A 24,501-nucleotide genomic window follows, 5' to 3' on the forward strand; every position below is an offset into this window, starting at 1 on the left:
AGCACACCATGAAGAACAATCAGTCCGCATCATCGATGCCGATCCACAAGTACCGTCCGTATCACGAGATCATCCCCGTTGATCTGCCGGACCGCACGTGGCCGTCCAAGCACATCACTCAGGCACCCCGCTGGTGTGCCGTTGATCTGCGCGACGGTAACCAAGCTCTGATCGACCCGATGAGCCCCGAGCGCAAGCGGATCATGTTCGATCTGCTCGTGAAGATGGGCTACAAGGAGATCGAAGTCGGCTTCCCTTCGGCTAGCCAGACTGACTTCGACTTTGTTCGCTCGCTCATCGAGACGAACGCGATTCCAGATGACGTCACCATTCAGGTGCTGACGCAGGCGCGCGAAGAGCTCATCGTGCGCACCTACGAATCGATTAAGGGCGCCAAGCAGGCGATCGTTCATCTCTACAACTCCACGAGCGTGCTGCAGCGCGATGTCGTGTTCCGCAAAGACAAGCAGGGCATTGTCGACATCGCGCTCAACGGTGCTCGCATCTGCAAGGCGTCAGAAGCAATGGTCCCCGGCACCGAGGTTTACTACGAATACTCGCCCGAAAGCTACACCGGTACCGAGCTCGAGTTTGCGGTCGATATCTGCAACCAGATCCTCGAAGTCTTCCAGCCCACGCCCGAGCGCAAGGTAATCCTGAATCTGCCGGCCACGGTCGAAATGGCTACCCCCAACGTTTATGCCGACTCCATCGAATGGATGTCGCGCCACGTGAACCACCGCGAGAACGTCATCATTTCGCTACACCCGCACAACGACCGCGGAACCGGAATCGCTGCGGCGGAGCTTGGCTACATGGCCGGTGCCGACCGCATCGAGGGATGCCTGTTCGGCAACGGTGAGCGCACCGGAAACGTCGACCTCGTCGCTCTGGGCCTCAACCTCTTCACTCAGGGAATCGACCCTCAGATCGACTTCAGTGACCTTGACGAGATTCGCCGGACTGCAGAACACTGCAACCAGTTGAAGGTGCACGAACGCAGCCCCTGGGCCGGCGACCTCGTCTACACGGCCTTCAGCGGATCGCATCAAGACGCCATCAAGAAGGGCTTTGAGTCGATGGCGGCGCAGGCCGAACGTGAAGGCAAGCACGTCAACGATTTGGTCTGGGCTGTTCCGTACCTGCCGATCGACCCTAAGGATGTCGGGCGCGGTTACGAAGCCGTTGTTCGCGTGAACTCACAATCGGGCAAGGGTGGCGTTGCCTACCTGCTCAAGGCCGATCACAACCTAGATCTGCCGCGCAAGCTGCAGATTGAGTTCAGCGGTGTCGTGCAGTCGAAGACGGATTCCGAGGGTGGTGAGGTCTCAAGCGAGCAGATCTGGACCTCGTTCCAAGACGAATACCTGCCGGCATCCGCAGATCACGCAGACCAGAAGTGGGGGCGCTACGAATTGCTGGCGACCCGCACAACGAGCGCCAACGATGGCGAGGTGAGCCTTGAAGCTCGCCTGCGCGTCGATGACACCGAGACCGACGCCAGTCACAGCGGTAACGGCCCGATCGATGCCTTCTTGGGCATGCTTTCCGCCCAGGGCCAAGGCATCGCGGTCAAACTCTACGATTACGTTGAGCACACCATGAGCGCCGGAAGTAACGCGCAGGCTGCTGCCTACGTTGAGCTTGACATCAACGGCCAGCGCCTCTGGGGTGTCGGCATCGATGGCGACATTTCGCGGGCGTCTCTTAAAGCAATTGTGTCTGCGGTCAACCGTTGGGTGCGTGCCACTCAGGATGCTCCCGAGTCAGAACTCGTCGCAGGCTAAGTCTGAGCTTTACGAACGCCCTGCAGCTCTGTGCTGTGGGGCGTTCGTGCGTTAAGGGCGGCGGGGCTGCCGGGCTGCTGCGAGGCAGAGTTGCTGAGTGGGGGCTGTCACCGCGGGGGGAGGCGCCCGGTGGCGCTCGTTAGCGTGACGGGCGACGGAATTTGGGCATCCCGCTGATAGTGCGCTGTTCGGGCAGCGTCCAGTTGAAGAGCACTGCGAGAATCCGGACGCCCACGGTGATGCCCACGCAGATTGACGCCGCCAAGAGCACGGGCACGTCATAGTTGCGCATGATCACAAGACTTGTCGTGCCCGACACTGCGGCAACGGCATAGAGCGACCCCACGTGCATGAGGGAAATGGGCATCGAGAGCAGCATGTCGCGCAGGATCGAGCCGCCGACGGCCGAGATAACTCCAACGAAGATGGCAGGCACGTCGGGCAGACCCATGGCGAGAGCTTTCGTGGTGCCGATGGCACCGAACAGCCCAATGGTGAGAGCGTCGAGCAGAGTAATAAGAGGGCCCATTCGCGCGATGAGGCGTTCGAGAAGCATGCCGAAGAGCGCGGCACCGGTCGCGACCAAGAGATACCAGTTTGTCGTGAGAACGGCGGGGACTTCGGACAGCACGATGTCACGCACCATGCCGCCGCCAAACCCCGTAGAAATACCGATGATTGCAACGCCGAGGAGATCCAAGCGGCGGTCACGAAACTGGGCTGCAAACATCGCGCCCTGCATCGCGCCAACGCCGACCGCGAGGAGGCCAGCCCACAGTGGAATCTCAAAAGTCTCGTTCACGCACCATTCGTACCACGACCCGGGCGGGCGGCGCTGTTGTGCTCTGGGCAAGCCTGCGATCGCAGCCGCGGTTCGTGCTTTCCCGCGCCGTGTTGAGCCTTTTTCGATGCGCTGCCAGCGCCGTACCCGTACCCGCGTGCCGCGTGTGTTGGAAACTCAGGAGATCTGCGCCAGTGGGCGTTTAGCCTGCACGAGAATCGGCCTCGGAGATCTGCGCAGCGCAAAGACCTCCTGAATTTCCGGGGGGCTACGGTGTGCACTTCTGAGCGCGCGCACTGTGTGACCCGTCGTGGGGCGATGTGCGCTGCGTTATGTTGCGCCGAGCGGGACTCCGCGGGCGCAATCCCCGTGCTACCTTCTGGAAACTCAGGAGAATTAGCCCCGCCGTCACCTTCGGGGCGGGTAAACGGGTCGTTTTTCGTCCGACGCACGCGATTCTCCTGAGTTTCCGAATGAGTTTCCGAAGGTGAGACGCGACGGCGGAGTCGCTCAGCGAAACAGGCCGCGTGCGGGCCGTCGCTCAGCAAACTTGCGACAAGCGGAGGATACTTGTCGGGTGCCTACCTATCGTGATGAAGCCGTTGTGCTGCGCACCCATAAGCTGGGTGAAGCCGACCGCATCGTGACGATGCTCTCGCGTGAGCATGGCAAAATTCGTGCGGTAGCGAAAGGGGTGCGTCGAACGGCCTCCAAGTTTGGGGCGCGACTGGAACCGTTTATGGTCGCGGACATCCAGTGCTACATCGGGCGCAGCCTCGACATCATCCAGCAGGCCGAGTCTCTGGGGTCGTATGGCTCAGAGATTACGGCCGACTATGCGAGCTATACCGCGGCGAGTGTGATGGTCGAGACTGCAGACAAGGTCACGGATGATGATGGTTCCCTTCAGCAATATCTGTTGCTGGTGGGCGCGTTGCGGTCTCTGTCGCGGCGCGAGCACAACCCAAGTCTGACGCTCGACTCCTACCTCTTGCGCAGCCTGTCAATCGCAGGTTGGGCGCCCAGTTTTGTTGATTGTGCGGTGACCGGAGCGCCGGGCCCGCATTCGGTTTTCGTGGCGCAAATGGGTGGTGTGGTTGCCGATGAGGTTGCCCCGCCCGGTTCACCTCGACTCAGCCCGGATACGCTTGAATTGCTCGGCGCTTTGTTGGCAGGCCAGTGGGATGTCGCAGAAGCATCCGAGGAACGGTCTCGTTCCCAGGCCAGTGGCGTCGTTGCCGCCTATACCCAGTTTCATTTGGAACGCAGTCTTCGTTCCATTCAGCATGTGGATCGGAGCGCATGAGCCGCGTAGCAAAAACTCACAAAGATGCCGTCGAGTTTCGTCCGCTGGACTGGACGGGCATCCAGCCTCCGGCGATGCCGAAGGGTTCTGTTCCCGAGCACATTGCCATCGTCATGGACGGCAACGGTCGTTGGGCGAACGCTCGAGGTTTGACGCGCGTGGAGGGCCACAAAGCGGGCGAGGCGAGCCTGCTCGATGTGGTGGCTGGCGCCATCCAGATCGGGGTGAAGCATGTCAGCGTGTATGCCTTCTCGACGGAGAACTGGAGTCGTTCGCCCGAAGAGGTTCGTTTTCTCATGGGCTTCAACCGCGACGTGCTGCACCGTCGCCGCGATCAGCTCAATGAGTGGGGCGTGCGCGTTCGCTGGGCCGGCCGTCGGCCTCGACTCTGGACGTCGGTCATCAAAGAGTTGCAGTTCGCCGAGAAACTCACCGAGAAGAACAGCACGCTCACGCTCACGATGTGCGTCAACTATGGCGGACGCAATGAGATTGCGGATGCCGTGCGCTCGATTGCGGATGATGTGGCGGCAGGAAAACTGAAGCCGTCTGCGGTCTCAGAGAAGCTCATCCAGAAGCGGCTCTACCAACCACAATTGCCCGATGTTGACCTGTTTGTGCGGTCCTCGGGGGAACAGCGGATGAGTAACTTCATGCCCTGGCAGAGTGCCTATGCAGAGATGGTGTTTTTGGACACGCTGTGGCCTGATTTCACCCGCGAAGACCTGTGGCGGGCGATCGAGATTTACGCCGGCCGCTCGCGCCGGTTCGGTGGCGCCGTCGATGCTCCAACGGACGACTCTCAATAGACCGCACGCTTTCTCTCGTCGTTCGAGGCTGATCGCACCCAAAACTGAGGGTAGTACCTCTTTTGGTCGGGATGACTTTAAGGTGTATTCTGTGTTCAGGTCAGCATGACTCTTACCGAAGGGAGTGGCGATGCAACAGAGTGGGCAAGCAATTTCGCTCGCGGTATCCACCGTGATTTTTGCCCTGCGCCCGCTTCCGGAGTCGGGGGAGAGCGCGCTCTGGATTCCGCTCGTGCGTCGCACCCGCGAACCGTATGACGGTCAGTGGGCGTTGCCCGGTGGCTGGGTTGACAACCACGAGAGCCTCGAAGACGCGGCAGCCCGCAATCTGCTTGAGACGACCGCGCTCGAACCGGCCTACCTTGAACAGCTCTACGCCTTTGGTGAAGTTGAGCGTTCAATTGGTCCTCGCGCGGTGTCGATTGTCTATTGGGCTCTCGTGCGTCAAGAAGAGGCAGATCGAGCCACTGAGGGTGAGAATGTGCGCTGGTTCCCGGCAGATGACCTGCCCGAGTTGGCCTTTGACCACAATGTCATCGTCGACTACGCGCTCTGGCGACTGCGCACCAAGATGGAGTACTCGCGCATCGCCCGGGCATTCCTGGGCGAGACTTTTACCCTGAGCGAGCTGCGCATTGTGCACGAGGCTGTGTTGCAGAAGCAGCTCGATCCCGCCAATTTCCGTCGACAGATTGAGAACTCAGGTTCACTGGTTCCCACTGATCACGTGGTCTCGGGAGGGCGTCACCGGCCTCCGAGGTTGTACCGCTATGACGAGGGCGTTGAGCTCGTCGACAATGGCCCGCTCGGCCGCCTAAAGACAGGGAGCACTCGTGTCATCCATTGATTCGACTATTCAGCGCATCACCACAACGGGCGACGGGGAAACCTGTGCGCCTGAGCTAGCCGATGGTCCGTGGACCTTCGATCTGGGCGTTCCGAGCTATGGGCCAGGGGCTTCGATGGGCGACGTCATCCCGACGGGCGCGCCGCGTCAGGGTCAGCTTCCTGTTGAGTACCAGAAGGCCTCCAACGAAGACCTCCACGCTCGCATTGTTGCCGCTAAAGCGACCCTCGGCGACCGTGCGGTTATCTTGGGCCACTTCTATCAGCGCGATGAGGTTGTGGAGCACGCTGACTTCCTGGGCGATTCTTTCCAACTCGCCAACGCCGCCCAGACGGTGCCGAATGCCGAAGCGATTATCTTCTGCGGCGTGCACTTCATGGCCGAGACCGCTGACATCCTGGCTCGCTCCGATCAAGCCGTGATCCTGCCAAACCTTGCCGCTGGCTGCTCGATGGCCGACATGGCCGACATCGACTCGGTAGAAGAGTGCTGGGAACAGCTCACCGAGATCTACGGAACCGAGCCGGATGCTGATGGCCGCGTGCCGATCATCCCCGTGACCTACATGAACTCTTCGGCAGCGCTCAAGGGCTTCTGCGGTCGCAACGGCGGCATCGTCTGCACGAGCTCGAACGCGACGACAGTGCTGGAGTGGGCCTATGAGCGCGGCCAGCGCGTGCTGTTCTTTCCCGACCAGCACCTTGGCCGCAACACGGCAAAGAAAATGGGCATTTCGACCGATCTCATGCCGATGTGGAACCCGAACAAGCCCCTCGGCGGCAACGACGCTGAGACCCTCAACGAGGCAAAGGTTGTACTGTGGCACGGCTTCTGCAGCGTGCACAAGCGCTTCAACGTCGGCCAAATCGAGAAGGCTCGCGCTGAGCACCCCGGTGTTCGCGTGATCGTGCACCCCGAGTGCCCAATGCCCGTCGTGGATGCCGCGGATGAGGCGGGCTCGACCGACTACATTCAGAAGGCTGTTGCCGCCGCGACCGAGCCGACGACGTTCGCGATCGGCACCGAGATCAACATGGTCAACCGTCTCGCTGCCGAATATCCGCAGCACACGATCTTCTGTCTCGACCCCGTGGTGTGCCCCTGTTCGACGATGTACCGCATCCACCCCGGCTATTTGGCGTGGGTGCTCGAAGCGCTCGTCCGCGGCGAGGTGCTCAACCAGATCACTGTCTCCGACGATGTGGCAGAACCCGCGAGGATCGCTCTCGAGCGCATGCTCGCCGCGAAGCCTCCGGTAGCGACGAAAGAAGCGTAATCATGGCACGGGTCATTGTTGTCGGCACGGGAATTGCCGGTCTTATCACCGCCTACCGCGCGAGCGCGCACCACGATGTGGTTCTCGTGACGAAGGCGGAGATGGCGGAGAGCAATACGAAGTACGCTCAGGGTGGCGTGGCTGCCGTGCTGTTCCCCGATGACTCGGTCGCGAGCCATGTTTCCGACACGATGATTGCCGGTGCTGGCCTGTGCGAACGGGATGCCGTAGAGGTGCTCTGCAGCGAAGGTCCGTTGCGAGTACAAGAACTCATCTCTCTCGGGGTCGAGTTCGATCGGGTCGCCAATGGTGAGCTCGCTCGGGGACACGAAGCGGCGCACTCGTCGCGGCGCGTCATCCATGCCGGTGGAGACGCTACGGGGCTCGCGATCGAAGTGGCGCTCCTGCGGGCAGTCAAGGCGTTGGCGGTAGAGACCTACGCGTATACCTTCATGCGCGATTTGGTGACGGAGACGGATGACGACGGTACGCCTCGCGTCACCGGGATCGATGTGATTGCTCCCGACGGCAACTCGCGCGTGATCGACGGCGACATCGTCATTCTCGCGAGCGGTGGTGCCGGTCAGCTCTACAAGCACACCACCAACCCCTTTGTCACGACGGGGGATGGGGTGGCTGCGGCCTACCGTGCCGGTGCCGCCCTTGCCGATGTCGAATTTTTCCAGTTCCACCCCACGTCGCTCGCGGTGCCCGGCAACCCGCTGGTGTCAGAAGCTGTTCGCGGTGAAGGCGCCACGCTGCTCGATGAGCACGGCAAGCGCTTCATGTTCGACGTGCATCCCGATGGCGAGCTCGCCCCGCGCGATGTCGTTGCCCGCGGTATCGCTCGCGCCATGGAAAAGCAGGGCGGCCGGCCCATCATGCTCGATGCCACGGGCCTCGGTTCCGAGTTTCTCGCGAAGCGATTCCCCGGTATCACCGAGGTGTGCGAAGAGCACGGCTTCGACTGGGGCACTGAGCCGATTCCAGTGACGCCGGCGGCCCACTATTGGATGGGCGGCATCCGCACCGACATCGATGGCCGCACGAGCGTGCGTGGTCTCTATGCTGTGGGAGAAGCATCCTGCACCGGTGTGCATGGTGCTAACCGCCTGGCCTCCAACTCCCTGCTCGAGTCGCTCGTCTTCGCCTGGCGCGCTGCTGATGCTCTCAACGAGCCCCAGCGGGCCATCGAGGTTGACGCGCTCGAGCCGCAGTTCGAGATCACGGGTAAAGACGCCTTCACTCGCGATCAACTGCGCGAACTCATGTGGAGCCATGTCGGTCTTGAGCGTGACGCGACGCGCCTCGGCGAAGCCGCCGCAATTCTGGCCAGCTGGCACTCCGAGTCGAACACTGTCGAGGGCGCCGAGAACGCCAATCTTCTCGACCTTGCCCGTCTCGTGGTTGTTGCGGCCCTGCGCCGCGAAGAGTCTCGCGGTGCCCACGAACGCACCGACTTCCCCGAAACACGCGAAGAGCTTGCCTTCTCCACCAGGTGGGCCGCCGTGAACGTGGCCGGGGATTTCATCCCCGCCGAAGATCAAGCAGAGACGGTCAAGCGATGAATCAGCAACTCGTTGACAATGTCATCCTGATGGCGCTTGCCGAAGATGCACCGTGGGGTGACGTGACGAGCGACGCCTTTGTGCCCGACGACGCTGCGGCGACCGCTGTTCTCAACGCACGCGAGCCGGGGGTCGCGAGTGGGCTTGATGTCTTTGCCCGCACGTTCCAGTTGGTGGATGCTCAGGCCGAGGTCACGCTCCACACCCGTGACGGTGACACCTTCACCGCTGGCCAGCAACTGGCTACCGTCTCCGGCAATGCCCGTGGCGTGCTGCGGGCGGAGCGCATCGCTCTCAACCTCAGCCAGCGGATGTCAGGCATCGCTACCCAGACGGCGGCCTACGTCGCCGAGGTGGCGGGCACGCACGCCCGCATCGTTGACACTCGCAAGACGACTCCGGGGCTACGTGCGCTTGAGCGTCACTCTGTGCGCAGCGGCGGTGGCTATAACCACCGCTTTAGTCTCTCGGATGCCGTGATGGCGAAAGACAACCACCTCGCCGTGCTCGCGGCGTCCGGTATCGATCTCGGTGAAGCGATTCGTCGTGCCCGCGAACGTATTGGCCACACCACCCATCTTGAGGTGGAGGTCGATCGCCTCGACCAGGTTGAGACTGTAGTGGCCGCGGGCGTAGACACGATCATGCTCGATAACTTTTCGCTCGATGACCTGCGTGCCGGTGTTGCGCTGGTTGCTGGCCGGGCAATCGTCGAAGCCAGTGGAGGAGTGAACCTCGACACGGTTGCCGCTATTGCGGCCACCGGAGTCGATGTCATCTCCGTAGGGGCACTCACCCACAGTGTGCGTTCGCTTGACCTCGGTCTCGATATTGCGGTGAGCGCAGCAGCGCGATGATCTTTCTCGATTCAGCAGCAACCACGCCGGTGCGCCGAGAGGTGCTCGAAGCGATGTGGCCGCTGCTGACGGGAGACTTCGGCAACCCTTCTAGCCATCATGAGCTGGGGGAGTCCGCCAAGCGTGCCCTGGATGGTGCGCGCACGAGCGTTGCCGCGTCGATCGGGTGTCGGGCATCCGATGTTATCTTCACGTCGGGTGGCACAGAATCAGACAACCTCGCGATCAAAGGGCTCGCACTCGCTGACCCTCGCGGCCGCCACATCGTCACGAGTGCGGTTGAGCACGAGGCCGTCTTGGAGACCGTTGACTACCTGAAGCGCATCCACGGCTTCGAAGTGACGGTACTGCCGGTCGATAGCCACGGCCTAGTCGACCTTGACGAGGTGCGTCAGGCTCTTCGCCCCGACACCACCCTCTGCACGATCATGTACGCCAACAACGAGGTGGGCGTCGTGCAGCCCATTGCGGCAATCGCTGAACTCTGCCGCGTTCACGGAATACCCCTGCATACGGATGCCGTACAAGCAGCCGGCTGGCTTCCCCTCGACCCTGCAGTGTTGGGCGTCGATGCCCTTAGCCTGTCTGGACACAAGCTCGGAGCCCCGAAAGGCATCGGAGTACTCATCGTCAAAGGACGCCGAAGCCTCGAACCTGTGCTGCACGGGGGAGGTCAAGAACGCGGCAAGCGCTCCGGTACGGAGAATGTTGCCGGGGCTGTCGGTTTTGCACACGCTCTGGCGCTCGCCGAGAGCGACCGTGTCGAACGGGCAGAACGCATCGCTGCCTTGCGCACTGACTTCGTGGCCGACGTGCAGGCTCGAGTGCCGGGGGTGATCCTTACGGGGCCGGAGCTCGGCGAGACGACCGCTACTGCATCCGTTCGCCTTCCCAACAACGCGTCATTCTGTTTCCCCGGTACCAGCGGCGAATCACTCCTGCTTGAACTCGGCCGTGCCGGCATCATCTGCTCGGCGGGCTCTGCCTGCGCTGTGGGGAGTGATGACGCTTCTCACGTGCTGCTCGCCATGGGCGTTGATGAAGCCATCGCCCAGACCGCCGTTCGCTTCAGCCTCAACGGCGAAACCACGGCCGAAGAACTCGCCACGGTCGCCGCGGAGATCGAAACCGCCTACCGCGCGGTGCGCTCACTCTCGGGGTAGTCCCGCAAACCCCACGACGCGCCATCCAGAGCAGTCAACATCGCAATAGTGGCCGCCACGCTGGGAATGCGCGTCGCCCCCGGCTGAATCACGTACTGAATGGTGCGCTCACTCGACGGCTGCGGAGAATGGATACTCACGCCCTCCGGCAGAGTCAGCGACGACAGTGCCAACTGGGGGAGTAGAGCTACGCCGAGCCCCCGTGACACGAAATTCAACACCGCTAAGGCATTGTCGGTCTCCAGACCTATCTCGGGAGCGAAACCCTCGAGATTGCACAGTGCCAATAAATGACCTCGGCAGAGAGTGCAGCCCGCAATCCAGGCGTCATTGGCAAGATCTGCCAAGCCCACGTCATCCGCTGTCGCGAGCGCGTGACTATCGGGAAGCACCAAGACCACGGGCTCTGTGAAAAGGGGAACCGTCGTATGCCCGCCATCGCGAGACAAATGCGGGTCAGCCCGGTCTTCAGGGTAGGAGAACGTGATCGCGACATCCGCAGCGCCATCCCGCAGCAGCTGCAACGCCTGCGGAGGCTCGGCTTCGACATAATTCACCGTCAAATTCGGATGCTGCTGCCGCAACTGACGAATCAACCGCGGCACGAGCGTCGAGGACGCCGTCGGGAAGGCCGCGATGCGCACCGTTCCGCTCGAGAGGCCGGCGAGCTCAGCTAGTTCGGCGCTCGCGGCATCCACCGCATTGAGCACGGTGACGGCATGGCTGGCGAGGGCGCGGCCAGCTTCGGTGAGGCGCACTCCGCGGCCAGCGCGAACGACGAGCGCCAACCCCAAGCGGGTTTGAGCACGGGTGAGGTGTTGGCTGAGCGCGGGTTGGCTGTAGCCGAGGATGCGCGCTGCTTCACTGATGGTGCCGTGTTCGGAAATGGTGCGAACGATGCGCAGCGTGAGCAGATCGGGCGTGGTGTCCATGACTCAAGCATAACTAGACGTGATAGTTCATATCCCAATCATGCCCTTGTCGCATGAATAGCTCGAGAGCACTATGGAGGCATGACATCACCGGCCCTCACGAACGCTATCGAGAGTTTCGCGAACACTCGCGGCTACCTCTCCGCCGCCACCATGGGACTGCCGACGTGTGCGGCAGTCACCGAGATGACCCAGAAACTTCAACTGTGGGCCACCGCCACCTGCAACCCCATGAACTACGGCGACATCGTGGAGCGCACGCGCGGCCACTACGCCCGCCTTGTCGGCATCGACGTCGCGCGAGTTGCGATCGGCTCGCAAACTTCGGTCATGGCCTCGCTTATTGCGTGCTCGCTGCCGGCCGGCTCAGAAGTGCTTGTCGTCGAATCCGACTTCACCTCGATCGTGTACCCGTTTCTGCAACACCCCGACCTCGCGGTTCGCGCCGTGCCGCTGGCCGAACTTGCGGATGCCATCACCGACAGCACTGCGCTCGTCGCGTTCTCGCTCATCCAATCCTGTAACGGCAAAGTCGCCGACGTTGCGGCGATCACCGCAGCGGCAGCCACACACGGAACGCGAACTCTCTGCGACGTGACCCAAGCCGCCGGCGTTTACCCCGTGGATGCCACCCAATTCGACGCGACAGTCTGCCACGCCTACAAGTGGTTGTGTTCGCCTCGCGGCGTCGCGTTTCTCACGATCTCCGAGGATTTCGCCGAGCACGTCACGCCCGTGCAAGCGGGTTGGTATGCGGGAGAAGACGTGTGGTCGAGCGTGTACGGCACCGAGATGAACCTTGCGAAGGATGCTCGCCAGTTCGACGTATCGCCAGCGTGGCAGGCCTGGGTGGGGGCCGAGCATCCAATCGCCATGTTTGCCGACCTCGATATCGCCGAAGTCTGGGAGCACTGCACGGGCCTTGCGAACCAACTCTGCGATGCCCTCGGAATCGAGCGCCAGAATCAAGCCATCGTTACGTGGCCGGATGAATCGGGTGCCGATCTTGCCAAGCTCACGGCGGCAGGAATCACCGCCTCCGGTCGTGCCGGTCGCCTTCGCGCCGCATTCCATCTCTGGAATACCGAAGAGGACGTCGCGGCGGTTATCGCTGCGCTGCGCGTCTAGCTAAACTGGATGTCCGCCGACCGTGCATCCAGCTCGGCTGACTATTGGAGTTTCTGTGGCTACGCCTAACCCCCTCGACGCCGTTATCAACCTCGCCAAGCGCCGAGGTTTCGTCTTCCAATCGGGAGAGATCTACGGCGGTTCACGCTCAGCCTGGGACTACGGCCCGCTGGGAACCGCCCTCAAAGAGAACATCAAAAAGCAGTGGTGGCAGACCTTCGTTCAAGGTCGCGAAGACGTCGTCGGGCTCGACTCGGCCGTCATCCTGCCCCGCAAGGTGTGGGAAGCATCCGGGCACGTCGAGGTCTTCTCTGACCCGCTCGTCGAATCGCTGCACACCCACAAGCGTTACCGCGCCGACCACCTTCTCGAAGCCTACGAAGAGAAGCACGGTCACCCGCCCGTGAACGGGCTTGCCGACATCCGCGACCCTGACACCGGTCAGCCTGGATCGTGGACCGAACCGCAGAACTTCTCAGGCCTCCTTAAGACGTTCCTCGGCCCCGTCGACAACGAAGAGGGCATGCACTACCTGCGCCCCGAAACCGCTCAGGGTATCTTCACCAACTTCGCCAACGTCATGGGCGCTGCGCGCATGAAGCCGCCTTTCGGAATCGGCCAAGTCGGAAAGTCGTTCCGTAACGAAATCACACCCGGAAACTTCATCTTCCGCACCCGCGAGTTCGAGCAGATGGAGATGGAATTCTTCGTCGAGCCCGGTACTGACGAAGAGTGGCACCAGTACTGGATCGACGAATCCATGAAGTGGTACACCGATCTCGGCATCAACCCCGAAAACCTGCGCTTCTACGAGCACGCTCAAGAAAAGCTCTCGCACTACTCCAAGCGCACTGTGGATGTTGAATACCGTTTCCGCTTTGCCGGCGGCGAGTGGGGCGAGCTTATGGGTATAGCCAACCGCACCGACTTCGACCTGCGCACACACTCAGAGGCCTCGGGTTCCGACCTGTCGTACTTCGACCAGGCCAAGGATGAGCGTTGGACGCCCTTCGTGATCGAGCCCGCGTTCGGACTCACCCGTGCCCTCATGGCCTTCCTCATCGACGCCTATGCCGAAGACGAGGCGCCCAATGCCAAGGGTGGTGTCGACAAGCGCACCGTTCTGCGTCTTGACCGTCGCCTCTCGCCGGTGAAGGTTGCTGTGCTGCCGCTGTCGCGCAACGAGCGCCTCTCACCGATGGCTCGCGCTGTTGCTGCTGACCTGCGCAAGTACTGGAACGTCGACTTCGATGACGCCGGTGCCATTGGCCGTCGCTACCGTCGCCAGGACGAGATCGGTACCCCGTTCTGTGTCACGATCGACTTCGACTCGCTCGACGACAACGCCGTGACGATTCGCGAGCGTGACTCGATGGAGCAGAAGCGCATGCCGATCGAAGAGCTGCGGGGCTACCTCGCGCAGGAGCTCATCGGCTGCTAGCCACCGCGTTGAATTAGAACGTCCCGCGCGTCGGTCGCCGACAGGTGATCGTACTGCGGACAGAGGCGGGCCCGGACACAGTCCGGGCCCGCCTCTCTGCGTTTACTTCCATTTGCGCTCGCCTCGCGCCCGTGCCACGCCCGTGCCCACGCCCACGCCCGTGCCCACGCCCACGCCCGTGCCCACGCTCGCCTCCCGCCTCCTGCCCCTTTGCCACTACTGCCTTCGGAAACTCAGGAGATCTCTGCCGTACCAAGAGTTTTTGCCAAGGTAATCACGGAATCCCGGCCCTCAATCGTCACGAGTTCCGGGATCTCCTGAATTTCCGTGGCGGGCAAGTCATCCACAGCGCGAGATATGCGCGCTACTTCACCGATCGTTGCGTCGTAGCTTTCCGCAAGCACACGGCCACAATGCTGCTCTCATGGTCAATATCCGTGAAATGGTCGATGAGCTTGGTGGGCTCGCGCAAAAACGACAGCTGGTCGCACGAGGTGCCCAAGACTTCGATCTCACTCGCGCCGTTAAGCGTGGCGAGGTAGTGCGGGCGCGTCAGGGTTGGTACACGACCGCTGAGGAATCAGAGTCGAAAGTGAGAGCGGTGAGAGTTGGCGGTCGCCTTACTGGAATTTCTGCGATCGCAGACTGGGGCGGCTGGGTTCTAGACAAGCACCCTCTTCACGTTTCTTTGCCTCACAACGCAGCGCGACTGCGCAGCCCTTGGAATCGACGACGCCGCCTTGGCGTGCGTCGAGGGCTTCGCCTGCACTGGGATCCGCCGGCCATCAGCGAGACGGGAACAAACTGGCACGTGGGCTTTCTTGATGCGCTTCGACGGGTGATTCTCGATGAGGATCTTGAGACGGCAGTCGCGGCGATTGACTGGGCACTGCACGCTGGCCGCATCGACGCATTCGATTTCGAGCGGCTGTTCCTCGCCTTGCCCCGGCATAAGCGATGGATCCGTTCGTGGGTCGACGGACGGTGTGAAAGTCTGCCGGAGAGTCTCGCCCGCACCCGCCTCCGAAGAGAGGGACACCGGGTCGCTATTCAGGTCCCCGTGGGATTCAAACGCATCGATCTCGTGGTCAACGGGGTCGTGGGGCTGGAAATCGACGGCAGACAGTTCCACGCTCACACTTTTGAAGAGGACCGCCTCAAGGCTCTGGAGATAACCATCGCCGGATTTCACGCCATGAACGTAAGCGCCAAAATGGTTTTCACACAGTGGAATCTGTTTATGCACGCGCTCGACAGTGCGCTGTCCTCACGTTCAACTTCTGGTCTCGAAAACTCAGGAGATTCGGTGCAAATGGGAAGAGCTAGCCCGTTGCCTAGCGGCTTCACGCGTCCCCGATACGGATTCTCCTGAGTTTCCGAGGGGAGGGAGCCGAACACACCAGTCGCGGTCGCTTCAGAACGGGAATACCTAGGGCGTCAACGCGTTAACCCTGAGGTGAATGATTCAGCAAACCCGATTGCCCCCGTCAAAATCGACATCTGGTCTGATGTTCAGTGCCCTTGGTGCTACATCGGAAAGCGTCGCCTTGAAGCGGCCGTCGAAACCTCCGGCATTGCGGTCGATATCGAGTACCACTCTTTCGAGTTGGCTCCCGATACCCCGGTTGAATACGAAGGCACCCCGATTCAGTATCTGAGCGAAAGCAAGGGCCTGGCAGTCCCGCAGGTTGAAGAGATGCTCACGCGCGTCACCGACATCGCCACGAGCCTCGGTCTCGACTACGACTACGAGCACATTCACCAGACCAACACGATCAAGGCGCACGAGCTCCTGCACTTCGCGAAGGCTCAGGGCCGTCAGCTTGAGATGAAGGAACGCCTTCTCGAGGCCTACTTTGTGAAGACTGAGCACGTCGGACGCGTCGAAGACCTCGCCGATATCGCGGCATCCATCGGGTTTGATCGCGACGAAGTAGTGCGTGTTCTTGAGTCGAACGAGTACCTTCCCGCGGTGAAGGCCGACATGGAAACTGCCATGCAGTACGGCATCCAGGGCGTGCCGTTCTTCGTGATCGAGGGCAAGTATGGGGTTTCGGGCGCACAAGAAAGCGAAACGTTCGCTAACGTACTCACACAAGTACTTACCGAAAGAGACGTTTAGCACATGGATGCCGCAACGAAGCCAATCCCGACCTTCGCCCTTCAGCCACTCGGCGACCCGAATGCCGTAGCGTGCGAAGGTGATGCGTGTGTCGTCGTCGACGATCACCGCTCGCAAGCCTTCGTGAATCGGCAGATCGATGAAGGCCTCGTCTAGCCAGTCATCTGTTCCGCGTTAGTTAGCCCACAAAGCCGCGGTTCGACCACTCGATTATTTCGGCTGCGGTTGCGAACTCTGGCGCCGCTTTGGCGACCCTCGAGGGGATGAGTGTGAGCGGCACCGTGGTGGGGCGCGCTGGTAGCGATGCATGTTGTGCTTCGGGAGCGTTGAAGCGCTTGTTGATGAGGGCTCCGAGGATGGCGCCGCCGCCAAAGCCGAGAGGCAACAGCAGCAGGTAGAGGGTGGGATCGAGGTTCGATGCTGTTCCGACCGCCAAAATTCCGCCAACGCCAACCGCCGCACCAATGCCGAAGGAAACCCACCAGCGCTGAAGCCTCGCGTTCTCTTTGTCCCACGCCCGCTGGGCGCGCAGTTGCGCGAGGGCTTCTTCTCGCGGCGCCGGGCTCACCCAGAGGCGGGCTTCGAAACGAAAGACGTTGGGATGTTCCTCGAGGGCCATTAGTCGGTTCCTGTTTCGCTGGTGATGTCGGCGACGGTCGCCTCTAAGCCGGTGATGAGATCATTCGCATTGACCCAAGTGGTATACCCGTGATCTCCCGAGCCCATTGATACTCGCTTGCCCGCGATGCGTTCGTCGGCAAACACGGGCCAAGCGGTGCTGCTGCCGAGCGGGGTGATGGTGCCGCGCGCAAATCCGGTGGCCTCGAGCGCAAGGGCGGCTTCGGGCATCCGCAATTTATTGACACCGACGACGGCGCGCAGCTTGGGCCACGAAATCTGGCGGTCACCGGGAACAAGGGCAAAGAGGTAGCTGCCGTCGCTGCGTTTGACGACGAGTGACTTCACGATCTCGGCCGGGGTGATGCCGAGCAGTTCGGCGGCGTGTTCCAGGGAGGTCGCTGGTGCCCGTTCGACGATCTCGATCGGGATGCCGCGGCGCTCGGCGTCGTCGCGGACGCGGTCGGTTCCTGCCGTCATTCGGGGCCTCCCGGTATGTGCGGCGGCGGTTCAGGCGCGCCGTGGGACAATTGCTACGTGACTATTCTTGCCCCTGCCGACCCGCGTGTCGCGCCACAGCTCTCCATCGGGAACCTCGACCTTGATGTTCCTGTTGTTTTGGCGCCCATGGCCGGCATCACCAATACCGCGTTTCGTCGGCTTTGCCGCGAATACGGCGCTGGGCTGTACGTCAGCGAAATGATCACCAGCCGCGCCCTCGTCGAGCGCACGCCCGAAAGCATGCGCCTCATCACGCACCATGAGTCGGAGACGACCCGCAGCATCCAGCTCTATGGGGTTGACCCTAAGACGGTGTCTGAAGCGGTCACGATGTTGGTGGCCGAAGACCGCGCTGACCACATTGACTTGAACTTCGGATGCCCCGTTCCCAAGGTCACTCGCAAGGGTGGGGGAGCAGCGCTCCCGTGGAAGATCGATCTGTTCCGCGACATCGTCGAAGGTGCGGTGAAAGCTGCCGGCGATGTTCCACTGACGATCAAGATGCGCAAGGGCATCGACTCTGACCACTTGACCTACCTTGAGGCTGCTCGTGTTGGTGCTGGTGCCGGGGTTGCCAGCATCGCTTTGCACGCCCGCACGGCTGCGGAGTTCTACTCGGGGCACGCCGACTGGTCCGCGATCGAAAAGCTCAAGAACACGATCACCGATACTCCGATTCTCGGTAACGGTGACATTTGGAGTGCCGCCGATGCTCTGCGCATGGTCGACGAGACCGGATGCGACGGAGTCGTGGTCGGTCGCGGTTGCCTCGGCCGCCCGTGGTTGTTCGGTGACCTTGCTGCCGCCTTCCGAGGAGAGTCTCTCAAGGCGGAGCCAACACTCGGCGAAGTCGCCATTGCGTTTAAGCGTCATGCCGAACTGCTGGTGGAATTCTTCGGCGATGAAGATCGTGCGTGCCGCGACATCCGCAAGCATGTTGCTTGGTATTTCAAGGGCTATGCGGTCGGCGGAGAGTTGCGCGCAGCAATGGCGACCGTGCACGACCTCGCTCAGCTCGACGAACTGTTGGCTCAGCTCGACTGGAGCCAGCAGTACCCGGGTGCCGACGCTGAAGGCCAACGTGGTCGCGCGGGAACCCCGAAGAAGCCATCACTTCCGCAGGGGTGGCTCGATAGCCGCGAACTGCAGGAGACTCACCGTAGTGAACTCAACCAAGCAGAATTGAGCACCAGTGGCGGCTAATGGCTATACCGAGGCTGACGCCGAGCGTTGGTTTCCCGAGCAGCATTCGAGTCGTCGGAGCGATTTTGCGCGCGACCGTGCACGAGTGCTTCATTCGAGCGCGCTGCGCCGTCTAGCCGCCAAGACTCAGGTCTTGAGCCCCACGATGGGAACCGATTTTGCCCGCAACCGTCTCACCCACTCGCTTGAGGTCGCTCAAGTGGGCCGCGAGCTTGCCGACAGCCTCGGCCTTGATCCTGATGTTGTCGACACAGCGTGTCTCTCGCACGACCTCGGGCATCCGCCCTTTGGCCACAATGGCGAGCGTGCGCTCAATGAGTGGGCGGCTGACATTGGCGGCTTCGAGGGCAACGCACAGACGCTGCGCCTGCTGACGCGCATCGAGCCGAAGGTATTTGGTCCCGATGGCAAGAGCTACGGTCTCAACCTCACACGGGCCAGTTTGGACGCGAGCACGAAGTACCCCTGGCCGAGTGCCCAGGGGATTCCTGATCCGAGCGGTCGCAGCAAGTACGGCTTCTTCGACGATGACACGGCTGCCTTCGAGTGGCTACGCGCCGGTGCGCCCGACCGCCAGCGTTGCATTGAAGCGCAAGTGATGGATCTCTCTGACGACATCGCCTATTCGGTGCACGACTTCGAAGACGCCATCGTTGGTGACTTTATTGATGTCACCGCGCTCGGTGCCCGCGTCAACCACGACGACCTTGTGAAGTCGATGTTTGAGTGGATCGGTGGCGAGTTCACGCACGACGAACTCATTGCGGCCTTTGATCGTCTCGATCTTCTCGACCCGTGGCTCGATCAGTGGGATGGCTCCCGTGCCGCCCACGGTCGCCTCAAGAACCTCACGAGTCAGCTCATCGGCCGCTTCGCCGGTGCCGCCGTTCAGGCCACGCGCGAAGCTCATCCCACCGATGCGCTCGCTCGCTTCGGCGGCAGCCTCGTGATCCCGGCTGAGATCCAAGCGGAGATCGCCGTGCTTAAGGGCATCGTTGCTGCATTCGTGATGTCGACAAACGCTCGCCGCCCGATCTATCAGCAGCAGCGTGATGTTCTCACTGAGCTTGCCGATGTGTTGCTGTGGACGGCTCCGGTGAACCTCGATTCCGGGTTCACAGCCGATTGGAATTCCGCTGAGAACGATCACCAGCGCAAGCGGGCCGTAGTAGATCAGGTGGCTAGCCTCACCGATCAGTCCGCGATTGCGTGGCATACACGTCTGGTTGGCTAGAGTCCCACCGCGGTGAGCCTAGAATTACGGTTGTGGCTGGCCTGATCAAAAGAAGTGATATCGACGAGGTGCGTTCGCGCACGAACCTCGCCGATATTGTGGGCGACTACGTCACTCTCAAGAGCGCTGGTTCTGGCTCGATGAAGGGCCTCTGTCCCTTCCACGAAGAACGCAGCCCTAGCTTCCATGTGCGACCCCAGGTCGGTTTCTATCACTGCTTCGGATGCGGTGAGGGCGGCGATGTCTACACGTTCCTGCAGCGCATGGATCACGTTTCTTTCTCCGAGGCCGTTGAGCGCTTGGCTGGGCGCCTCGGCTACGAACTTCACTATGAGGATGGCGGCGCGGCAACCGATCACGGCAATCGCGCCCGCATCTTGGCTGCTAATCAGGCGGCATCCGACTTCTTCGTTGCTCAACTGGCGACGCCAGAAGCAGCGCCGGGTCGTAGCTTTCTTGGAGAACGCGGTTTTGACCAGTCGGCCGCCGAGCGTTTTGGCATTGGCTTTGCGCCGCGCGGTGGCGTTCTCATGAAGCACCTCAACACCCTCGGCTTTTCGTCGGAAGAGCTGGTTGTTGCCGGCCTCATCGGCAAGGGGGAGCGAGGCGATTATTACGATCGTTTCCGTGGCCGGCTGGTGTGGCCCATCCGTGATGTCACGGGTCAGACGCTCGGCTTCGGTGCCCGCCGGTTGCTCGATGACGACAAAGGCCCCAAGTACCTGAACACTCCCGAGACCCCGGTTTATCACAAGAGCCAAGTGCTCTACGGGCTCGACCTGGCCAAGAAAGACATTTCCCGCGGCAAGCAGATCGTGGTGGTCGAGGGCTACACGGATGTCATGGCCTGCCACCTTGCGGGAGTCACGACCGCTGTCGCTACCTGTGGAACCGCGTTTGGCGTCGACCACATCAAGATTGTTCGTCGGATGATCGGCGACTATGACAACGCAGACACCACCGCCACGGGCGAAGTGATCTTCACGTTCGACCCGGATGAGGCGGGCCAGAAGGCCGCGAACCGTGCGTTCGCCGAGGAGCACCGTTTTGCCGCGCAGACCTTCGTTGCGGTGGCCTCTGACGGTCTCGACCCGTGCGATTTGCGACTCAAGAAGGGTGACGGAGCCGTGCGTCGTCTCGTCACTACACGCAAGCCGATGTTCGAGTTCAAGATTCGTCGTGAGTTGGCGGTGCACGATCTCGAAACAGTTGAGGGTCGTGTTGCTGCCTTGCGCGCTGCGGCCCCCGTGGTTGCCGGTATTCGTGACTCGGCGCTCGGTATTGGCTACGTCCGCAGTGTGGCGGGCTGGCTCGGTATGGAGCCCACTGAGGTTCAGGCTGCTGTCACCGAGGCGAAGCGTCACGTTGCACCGTCTGGGCCCTCGAAGGCACCGCAGCAGTCACAGTCTGCATCGTCGTCACAGGTGCCGCCGGAGGGCTTTGGGGAGGCTCCAGCGCAACCGGGGCCGTCGATCATGAACCTGCGCGTTGATGCCATCACACGACTGGAGCGCGACGCCCTTATGGCGGTGTTGCAGCATCCGGATGTCGTGGGCGCCGAGCTGATCGGCAAGCTCACCCAGATTTCTATTGCTGAGCCTTCGCTTGCTGTGGTTCGCGATGCGATCGCTTCTCTCGCCGACCGAGCACTTGAGCCAGGCTGGGCGTCGGCGATTGCCGATGAAGTGCCGTCGTCGTTCTCTACCTTCGTGAAGCAACTGAGTGTTGCGCCGATTCCGGAGCGCGAAGAACGAATCCCGGTGTATTGCGTTCAGGTGACGACCGACCTGATTGAGCGTGATTTCTTGAGGCAAAAGCGTGAACTTCTTGGGGTGCTCCAGCGCATGGATCGCGAGAGTGATCCCGAGCGTTATGTGCAGACTCAGCGCGACCTCATGCGGATCGAAGCGGAGCGTCGTGCGCTCCGCGATGACGCCTAACTACTGCTCTTTGGTTGCGTTCGTGTAAATATCCCTTGTTCGGGGGCGGACGACCTAGTCTCGAAGGTTCCTCGTGTGTTACTACTGAGGAACTAGGATGTGCGGCGCCTACAAACGCGCCGTCGCATTTTCTGCACGCAACAGGAAGAGGTAGACGGATATGACATCCGCATCCAAGAGCAGCAAGCGAGTCCTTGCTGTAGTTGCCGGCACAGCAGCGTTCGCGCTCGCTTTGACCGGTTGCCAAGCTGGAGATGACTCCAGCTCTGGCGGTTCCGAGTCGCTTATCGTGGGCACGACTGACAAAGTCACGTTCCTCGACCCGGCCGGTTCGTACGACAACGGTTCCTTTGCCCTGATGAACCAGGTGTTCCCGTTCCTGCTCAACTCGCCGCTCGGCACCTCTGATGTTGAACCTGACATTGCCGAGTCTGCGGAGTACACGAGCGACGATGAATACACCGTTGTACTCAAATCGGGCCTCACGTTCGCCAACGGCAACGACCTTACGTCGTCAGACGTGAAGTTCAGCTTTGACCGTCAGGTTGCGATTAACGACGAGAACGGCCCATCCGTTCTTCTCGGAAACATTGACAGCGTTGAAGCCGTCGATGACACCACCGTTATCTTCCACTTGAAGAACGGCAACGACCAGACGTTCGCTCAGATTCTGTCGAGCCCCGCTGCCCCGATTGTTGACGAAGAAGTATTCTCTGCTGACTCGGTTACCCCCGATGAAGAGATCGTTGACGGCATGGCTTTCGCTGGCCAGTACGTCATCGACAGCTACGACTTCAACAACATCGTGTCGTTCACGGCCAACCCTGACTACCAGGGTGTTCTTGGCGCTGCCGCTACTGACAGCATCACGCTGAAGTACTACACCGATGCCTCGAACTTGAAGCTCGATGTTCAAGAGGGCAACATCGATGTCGCGCACCGCAGCCTGTCTGCAACCGACGTCGCTGACCTCGAGACCAACGACAACGTCAATGTGATCGTTGGCCCCGGCGGAGAAATCCGTTACATCGTGTTCAACTTCGACACGCAGCCCTACGGCGCGAAGACTCCCGAGGCTGACGCCGAGAAGTCGCTCGCTGTTCGTGGTGCTGTTGCTGACCTCATCGACCGCCAGGAAATCTCTGACCAGGTTTACAAGGGCACCTACCTGCCGCTGTACTCCTACGTTCCCGACGGACTGACCGGCGCTACCGAGGTTCTCAAGGACCTTTACGGCGACGGCGACGGCGGCCCGAGCGTTGAAGCAGCGCAAAAGCGTCTCGCGGATGCCGGTGTCGAGACTCCGGTAGCTCTTAACCTCCAGTACAACCCAGACCACTACGGTGAGTCTTCGGGTGACGAGTACGCGTTGGTCAAGAGCCAGCTTGAGGCTGACGGAATCTTCGAAGTCAACCTGCAGTCGACCGAGTGGGTTACGTACGCGAGTGAGCGTACGGCCGATGCTTACCCGGCTTACCAGCTGGGTTGGTTCCCGGACTACTCCGATGCTGACAACTACCTCACCCCGTTCTTCGGTGATGGCAACTTCCTCGGCAACCACTACGCGGATGCTGAAGTCAACGATCTAATCGTGGCTCAAGCAACCGAACTCGACCCTGCTACGCGTGAGGGAATGATCGAGGACATCCAGGCGAAGGTTGCGGCTCAGCTGTCGACCGTGCCGTTCCTTCAGGGAGCACAGATCGCCGTGACGGGCAAGGACGTTACCGGAGCTACGCTCGACGGTTCGTTCAAGTTCCGCTACGGCAGCTTGGCCAAGTAGGAGCAATTCGCTCTAGTTAGGCCTTGGCCTAGCAAAATGACTCAAGGGGGTGGCCCACACACGATGTGGGTCACCTCCTCGTCTTCGTTCTCTGCACGATAGGTAGGTATGTCGCAGTCCGCTCCCGCCGTGATCAATCCGGCACAGTCAGAACCGCCCACCCGGCGTTTTCGGGGGATCACAAATCCTCTCGCTCGTTTTCTTATAGTCCGTTTTCTTCTGATTTTCCCGACCGTGTTCATCCTCGTGACGATGGTGTTCTTGTTGATGCGCTCGATCGGTGACCCCATCACGGCTGCTCTGGGCGACCGGCTCACGGCAGCCCAGCTTGCGGAACGTATTAGCGCTGCAGGCTACGATCGCCCGCTCGTGGTGCAGTATTTTGAGTACCTCGGTCAGGTCTTCACCGGCAACTTCGGCACCGCCATCACTGATGGCCGTCCCGTCTCTGAATTGCTGGTCACTTACGGCAGCGCCACCCTTGAGCTCGCGTTCTACGCGGTGCTGGTGGCTCTCATCGTGGGTATTCCGCTCGGCATGGTCGCGGCGTACTACCGCGACAAGTGGCCGGATGCCGTGCTGCGGGTTGCCGCGATCCTCGCCTACGCGACTCCGGTTTTCTTCGCGGGGCTGCTTCTCAAGCTCGTGTTTGCCGTCTGGCTGAAGGTACTGCCGGTGGCAGGCCGAGCATCCACTCGCACAGAGTTGCAACTGACATCGCTCGACAACAAGTCGGGTATCTATTTGATTGACGCGTTCCGTCTGGGCAGCCCGGCAGCAATCGGCGATGTGCTCTCGCACGCCGTGCTTCCTGGTCTCGCGCTCGGGCTGCTCACGGCCGGAATCTTCTTGCGGCTCGTGCGCACCAACGTCATTGGTTCACTGTCGATGGACTACGTGGATGCTGCGCGCTCCCGTGGAGTGAGCGAATACCGTCTCGTGCGCAAGCACGCCTACAAACCCGCGCTTATTCCGATCATCACGGTTATCGGCTTGCAGATCGCCCTCCTGCTGGGAGGCGCGGTGCTGACCGAAACCACCTTCGAGTGGAAGGGCCTCGGATTCAAGCTCGTCGAGTACTTGGGTGCTCGTGACTTCGTGGCGGTACAGGGCATTGTGGTGCTGCTCGCGGTGATCGTGGCACTGACCAACTTCATCGTCGACATCATTGCGGCGATTATCGACCCGAGGGTGAGGTACTAATC

At 61.3% G+C, this 24,501-nt stretch carries 23 protein-coding genes; 18 read left to right on the forward strand and 5 right to left on the reverse strand.

The window, feature by feature from the left end:
• Positions 1-8 precede the first annotated feature (8 nt).
• Complete coding sequence (gene leuA / locus I6E60_RS07480; protein WP_197124386.1) at positions 9-1,787, forward strand: 2-isopropylmalate synthase; 1,779 nt, start codon at positions 9-11, stop codon at positions 1,785-1,787.
• Between the two features lie 139 nt (positions 1,788-1,926).
• Here the strand turns inward: leuA and I6E60_RS07485 are convergent, their stop codons facing one another.
• The gene (locus tag I6E60_RS07485; RefSeq protein ID WP_197179542.1) at positions 1,927-2,589 is read right to left on the reverse strand and encodes a trimeric intracellular cation channel family protein; all 663 of its coding nucleotides are present in this window, start codon (positions 2,587-2,589) and stop codon (positions 1,927-1,929) included.
• 556 nt (positions 2,590-3,145) lie between these two features.
• Between I6E60_RS07485 and recO the strand changes: the two genes are divergently transcribed.
• The 7 genes from recO (at position 3,146) to I6E60_RS07520 (ending at position 10,394) form a co-directional block, all read left to right on the forward strand.
• The gene (gene recO / locus I6E60_RS07490; protein ID WP_197105824.1) at positions 3,146-3,874 is read left to right on the forward strand and encodes a DNA repair protein RecO; all 729 of its coding nucleotides are present in this window, start codon (positions 3,146-3,148) and stop codon (positions 3,872-3,874) included.
• A complete protein-coding gene (locus I6E60_RS07495; RefSeq protein WP_197124392.1) occupies positions 3,871-4,683 on the forward strand; it encodes an isoprenyl transferase in 813 nt (270 codons plus the stop codon). Before recO ends, I6E60_RS07495 begins: the two co-directional genes overlap by 4 nt.
• 130 nt (positions 4,684-4,813) lie before the next feature.
• Complete coding sequence (locus tag I6E60_RS07500) at positions 4,814-5,530, forward strand: NUDIX domain-containing protein (protein ID WP_197179544.1); 717 nt, start codon at positions 4,814-4,816, stop codon at positions 5,528-5,530.
• Positions 5,517-6,806, forward strand: coding sequence for a quinolinate synthase NadA (gene nadA, locus I6E60_RS07505; protein WP_197179546.1), 1,290 nt, complete (start codon positions 5,517-5,519; stop codon positions 6,804-6,806). The genes I6E60_RS07500 and nadA overlap by 14 nt, the downstream gene beginning before the upstream one ends.
• Before the next feature lie 2 nt (positions 6,807-6,808).
• The gene (nadB, locus tag I6E60_RS07510) at positions 6,809-8,374 is read left to right on the forward strand and encodes an L-aspartate oxidase (protein ID WP_197179549.1); all 1,566 of its coding nucleotides are present in this window, start codon (positions 6,809-6,811) and stop codon (positions 8,372-8,374) included.
• Positions 8,371-9,231, forward strand: a complete 861-nt coding sequence (gene nadC / locus I6E60_RS07515) for a carboxylating nicotinate-nucleotide diphosphorylase (protein ID WP_197179551.1) — start codon at positions 8,371-8,373, stop codon at positions 9,229-9,231. Before nadB ends, nadC begins: the two co-directional genes overlap by 4 nt.
• A complete protein-coding gene (locus tag I6E60_RS07520; protein ID WP_197179553.1) occupies positions 9,228-10,394 on the forward strand; it encodes a cysteine desulfurase family protein in 1,167 nt (388 codons plus the stop codon). The genes nadC and I6E60_RS07520 overlap by 4 nt, the downstream gene beginning before the upstream one ends.
• Here the strand turns inward: I6E60_RS07520 and I6E60_RS07525 are convergent.
• Positions 10,364-11,326 carry a LysR family transcriptional regulator gene (locus tag I6E60_RS07525; protein WP_197124404.1) on the reverse strand — a complete coding sequence of 321 codons (963 nt, stop codon included), beginning with the start codon at positions 11,324-11,326 and terminating at the stop codon, positions 10,364-10,366. The two genes, I6E60_RS07520 and I6E60_RS07525, sit on opposite strands and share 31 nt — an antisense overlap.
• 81 nt (positions 11,327-11,407) lie before the next feature.
• Here I6E60_RS07525 and I6E60_RS07530 point away from each other — a divergent pair, with 81 nt between their 5' ends.
• Positions 11,408-12,454 (forward strand): aminotransferase class V-fold PLP-dependent enzyme, encoded by a 1,047-nt coding sequence (locus tag I6E60_RS07530; protein ID WP_197179554.1) that lies wholly within the window; start codon positions 11,408-11,410, stop codon positions 12,452-12,454.
• 55 nt (positions 12,455-12,509) lie between these two features.
• The gene (locus I6E60_RS07535; protein WP_197124408.1) at positions 12,510-13,895 is read left to right on the forward strand and encodes a glycine--tRNA ligase; all 1,386 of its coding nucleotides are present in this window, start codon (positions 12,510-12,512) and stop codon (positions 13,893-13,895) included.
• A gap of 233 nt (positions 13,896-14,128) precedes the next feature.
• On the opposite strand, the gene I6E60_RS07540 is transcribed toward I6E60_RS07535, so the two are convergent.
• Positions 14,129-14,299 (reverse strand): hypothetical protein, encoded by a 171-nt coding sequence (locus tag I6E60_RS07540; protein ID WP_197124409.1) that lies wholly within the window; start codon positions 14,297-14,299, stop codon positions 14,129-14,131.
• A gap of 20 nt (positions 14,300-14,319) precedes the next feature.
• Between I6E60_RS07540 and I6E60_RS07545 the strand changes: the two genes are divergently transcribed.
• The 3 genes from I6E60_RS07545 to I6E60_RS07555 all read left to right on the forward strand — a co-directional run bounded on the left by I6E60_RS07545 (position 14,320) and on the right by I6E60_RS07555 (position 16,173).
• Positions 14,320-15,267, forward strand: a complete 948-nt coding sequence (locus I6E60_RS07545) for a hypothetical protein (RefSeq protein WP_197179557.1) — start codon at positions 14,320-14,322, stop codon at positions 15,265-15,267.
• A gap of 84 nt (positions 15,268-15,351) precedes the next feature.
• Complete coding sequence (locus I6E60_RS07550; RefSeq protein ID WP_307841795.1) at positions 15,352-16,017, forward strand: DsbA family oxidoreductase; 666 nt, start codon at positions 15,352-15,354, stop codon at positions 16,015-16,017.
• Between the two features lie 3 nt (positions 16,018-16,020).
• The gene (locus I6E60_RS07555) at positions 16,021-16,173 is read left to right on the forward strand and encodes a hypothetical protein (RefSeq protein WP_197124411.1); all 153 of its coding nucleotides are present in this window, start codon (positions 16,021-16,023) and stop codon (positions 16,171-16,173) included.
• A gap of 22 nt (positions 16,174-16,195) precedes the next feature.
• On the opposite strand, the gene I6E60_RS07560 is transcribed toward I6E60_RS07555, so the two are convergent.
• Positions 16,196-16,636: a hypothetical protein gene (locus tag I6E60_RS07560; RefSeq protein ID WP_197179559.1), complete on the reverse strand. Its 441-nt coding sequence runs from the start codon at positions 16,634-16,636 to the stop codon at positions 16,196-16,198.
• The gene (locus tag I6E60_RS07565) at positions 16,636-17,115 is read right to left on the reverse strand and encodes an aminoacyl-tRNA deacylase (protein WP_197124413.1); all 480 of its coding nucleotides are present in this window, start codon (positions 17,113-17,115) and stop codon (positions 16,636-16,638) included. Before I6E60_RS07565 ends, I6E60_RS07560 begins: the two co-directional genes overlap by 1 nt.
• 15 nt (positions 17,116-17,130) lie before the next feature.
• Here I6E60_RS07565 and dusB point away from each other — a divergent pair, with 15 nt between their 5' ends.
• The 5 genes from dusB (at position 17,131) to I6E60_RS07590 (ending at position 24,499) form a co-directional block, all read left to right on the forward strand.
• Positions 17,131-18,339 (forward strand): tRNA dihydrouridine synthase DusB, encoded by a 1,209-nt coding sequence (dusB, locus tag I6E60_RS07570; RefSeq protein WP_231601158.1) that lies wholly within the window; start codon positions 17,131-17,133, stop codon positions 18,337-18,339.
• Complete coding sequence (locus I6E60_RS07575; RefSeq protein WP_197124415.1) at positions 18,329-19,573, forward strand: deoxyguanosinetriphosphate triphosphohydrolase; 1,245 nt, start codon at positions 18,329-18,331, stop codon at positions 19,571-19,573. Before dusB ends, I6E60_RS07575 begins: the two co-directional genes overlap by 11 nt.
• 32 nt (positions 19,574-19,605) lie before the next feature.
• Positions 19,606-21,513 (forward strand): DNA primase, encoded by a 1,908-nt coding sequence (gene dnaG, locus I6E60_RS07580; RefSeq protein WP_197124416.1) that lies wholly within the window; start codon positions 19,606-19,608, stop codon positions 21,511-21,513.
• A gap of 160 nt (positions 21,514-21,673) precedes the next feature.
• The gene (locus I6E60_RS07585) at positions 21,674-23,296 is read left to right on the forward strand and encodes an ABC transporter substrate-binding protein (protein WP_197179561.1); all 1,623 of its coding nucleotides are present in this window, start codon (positions 21,674-21,676) and stop codon (positions 23,294-23,296) included.
• Positions 23,297-23,404: 108 nt separating this feature from the next.
• Positions 23,405-24,499, forward strand: a complete 1,095-nt coding sequence (locus I6E60_RS07590) for an ABC transporter permease (RefSeq protein ID WP_197124420.1) — start codon at positions 23,405-23,407, stop codon at positions 24,497-24,499.
• Positions 24,500-24,501: the final 2 nt, after the last annotated feature.

Origin of the sequence: Salinibacterium sp. SWN167 (assembly GCF_015864665.1) — a bacterium.
Taxonomy (GTDB): Bacteria; Actinomycetota; Actinomycetes; order Actinomycetales; family Microbacteriaceae; genus Rhodoglobus.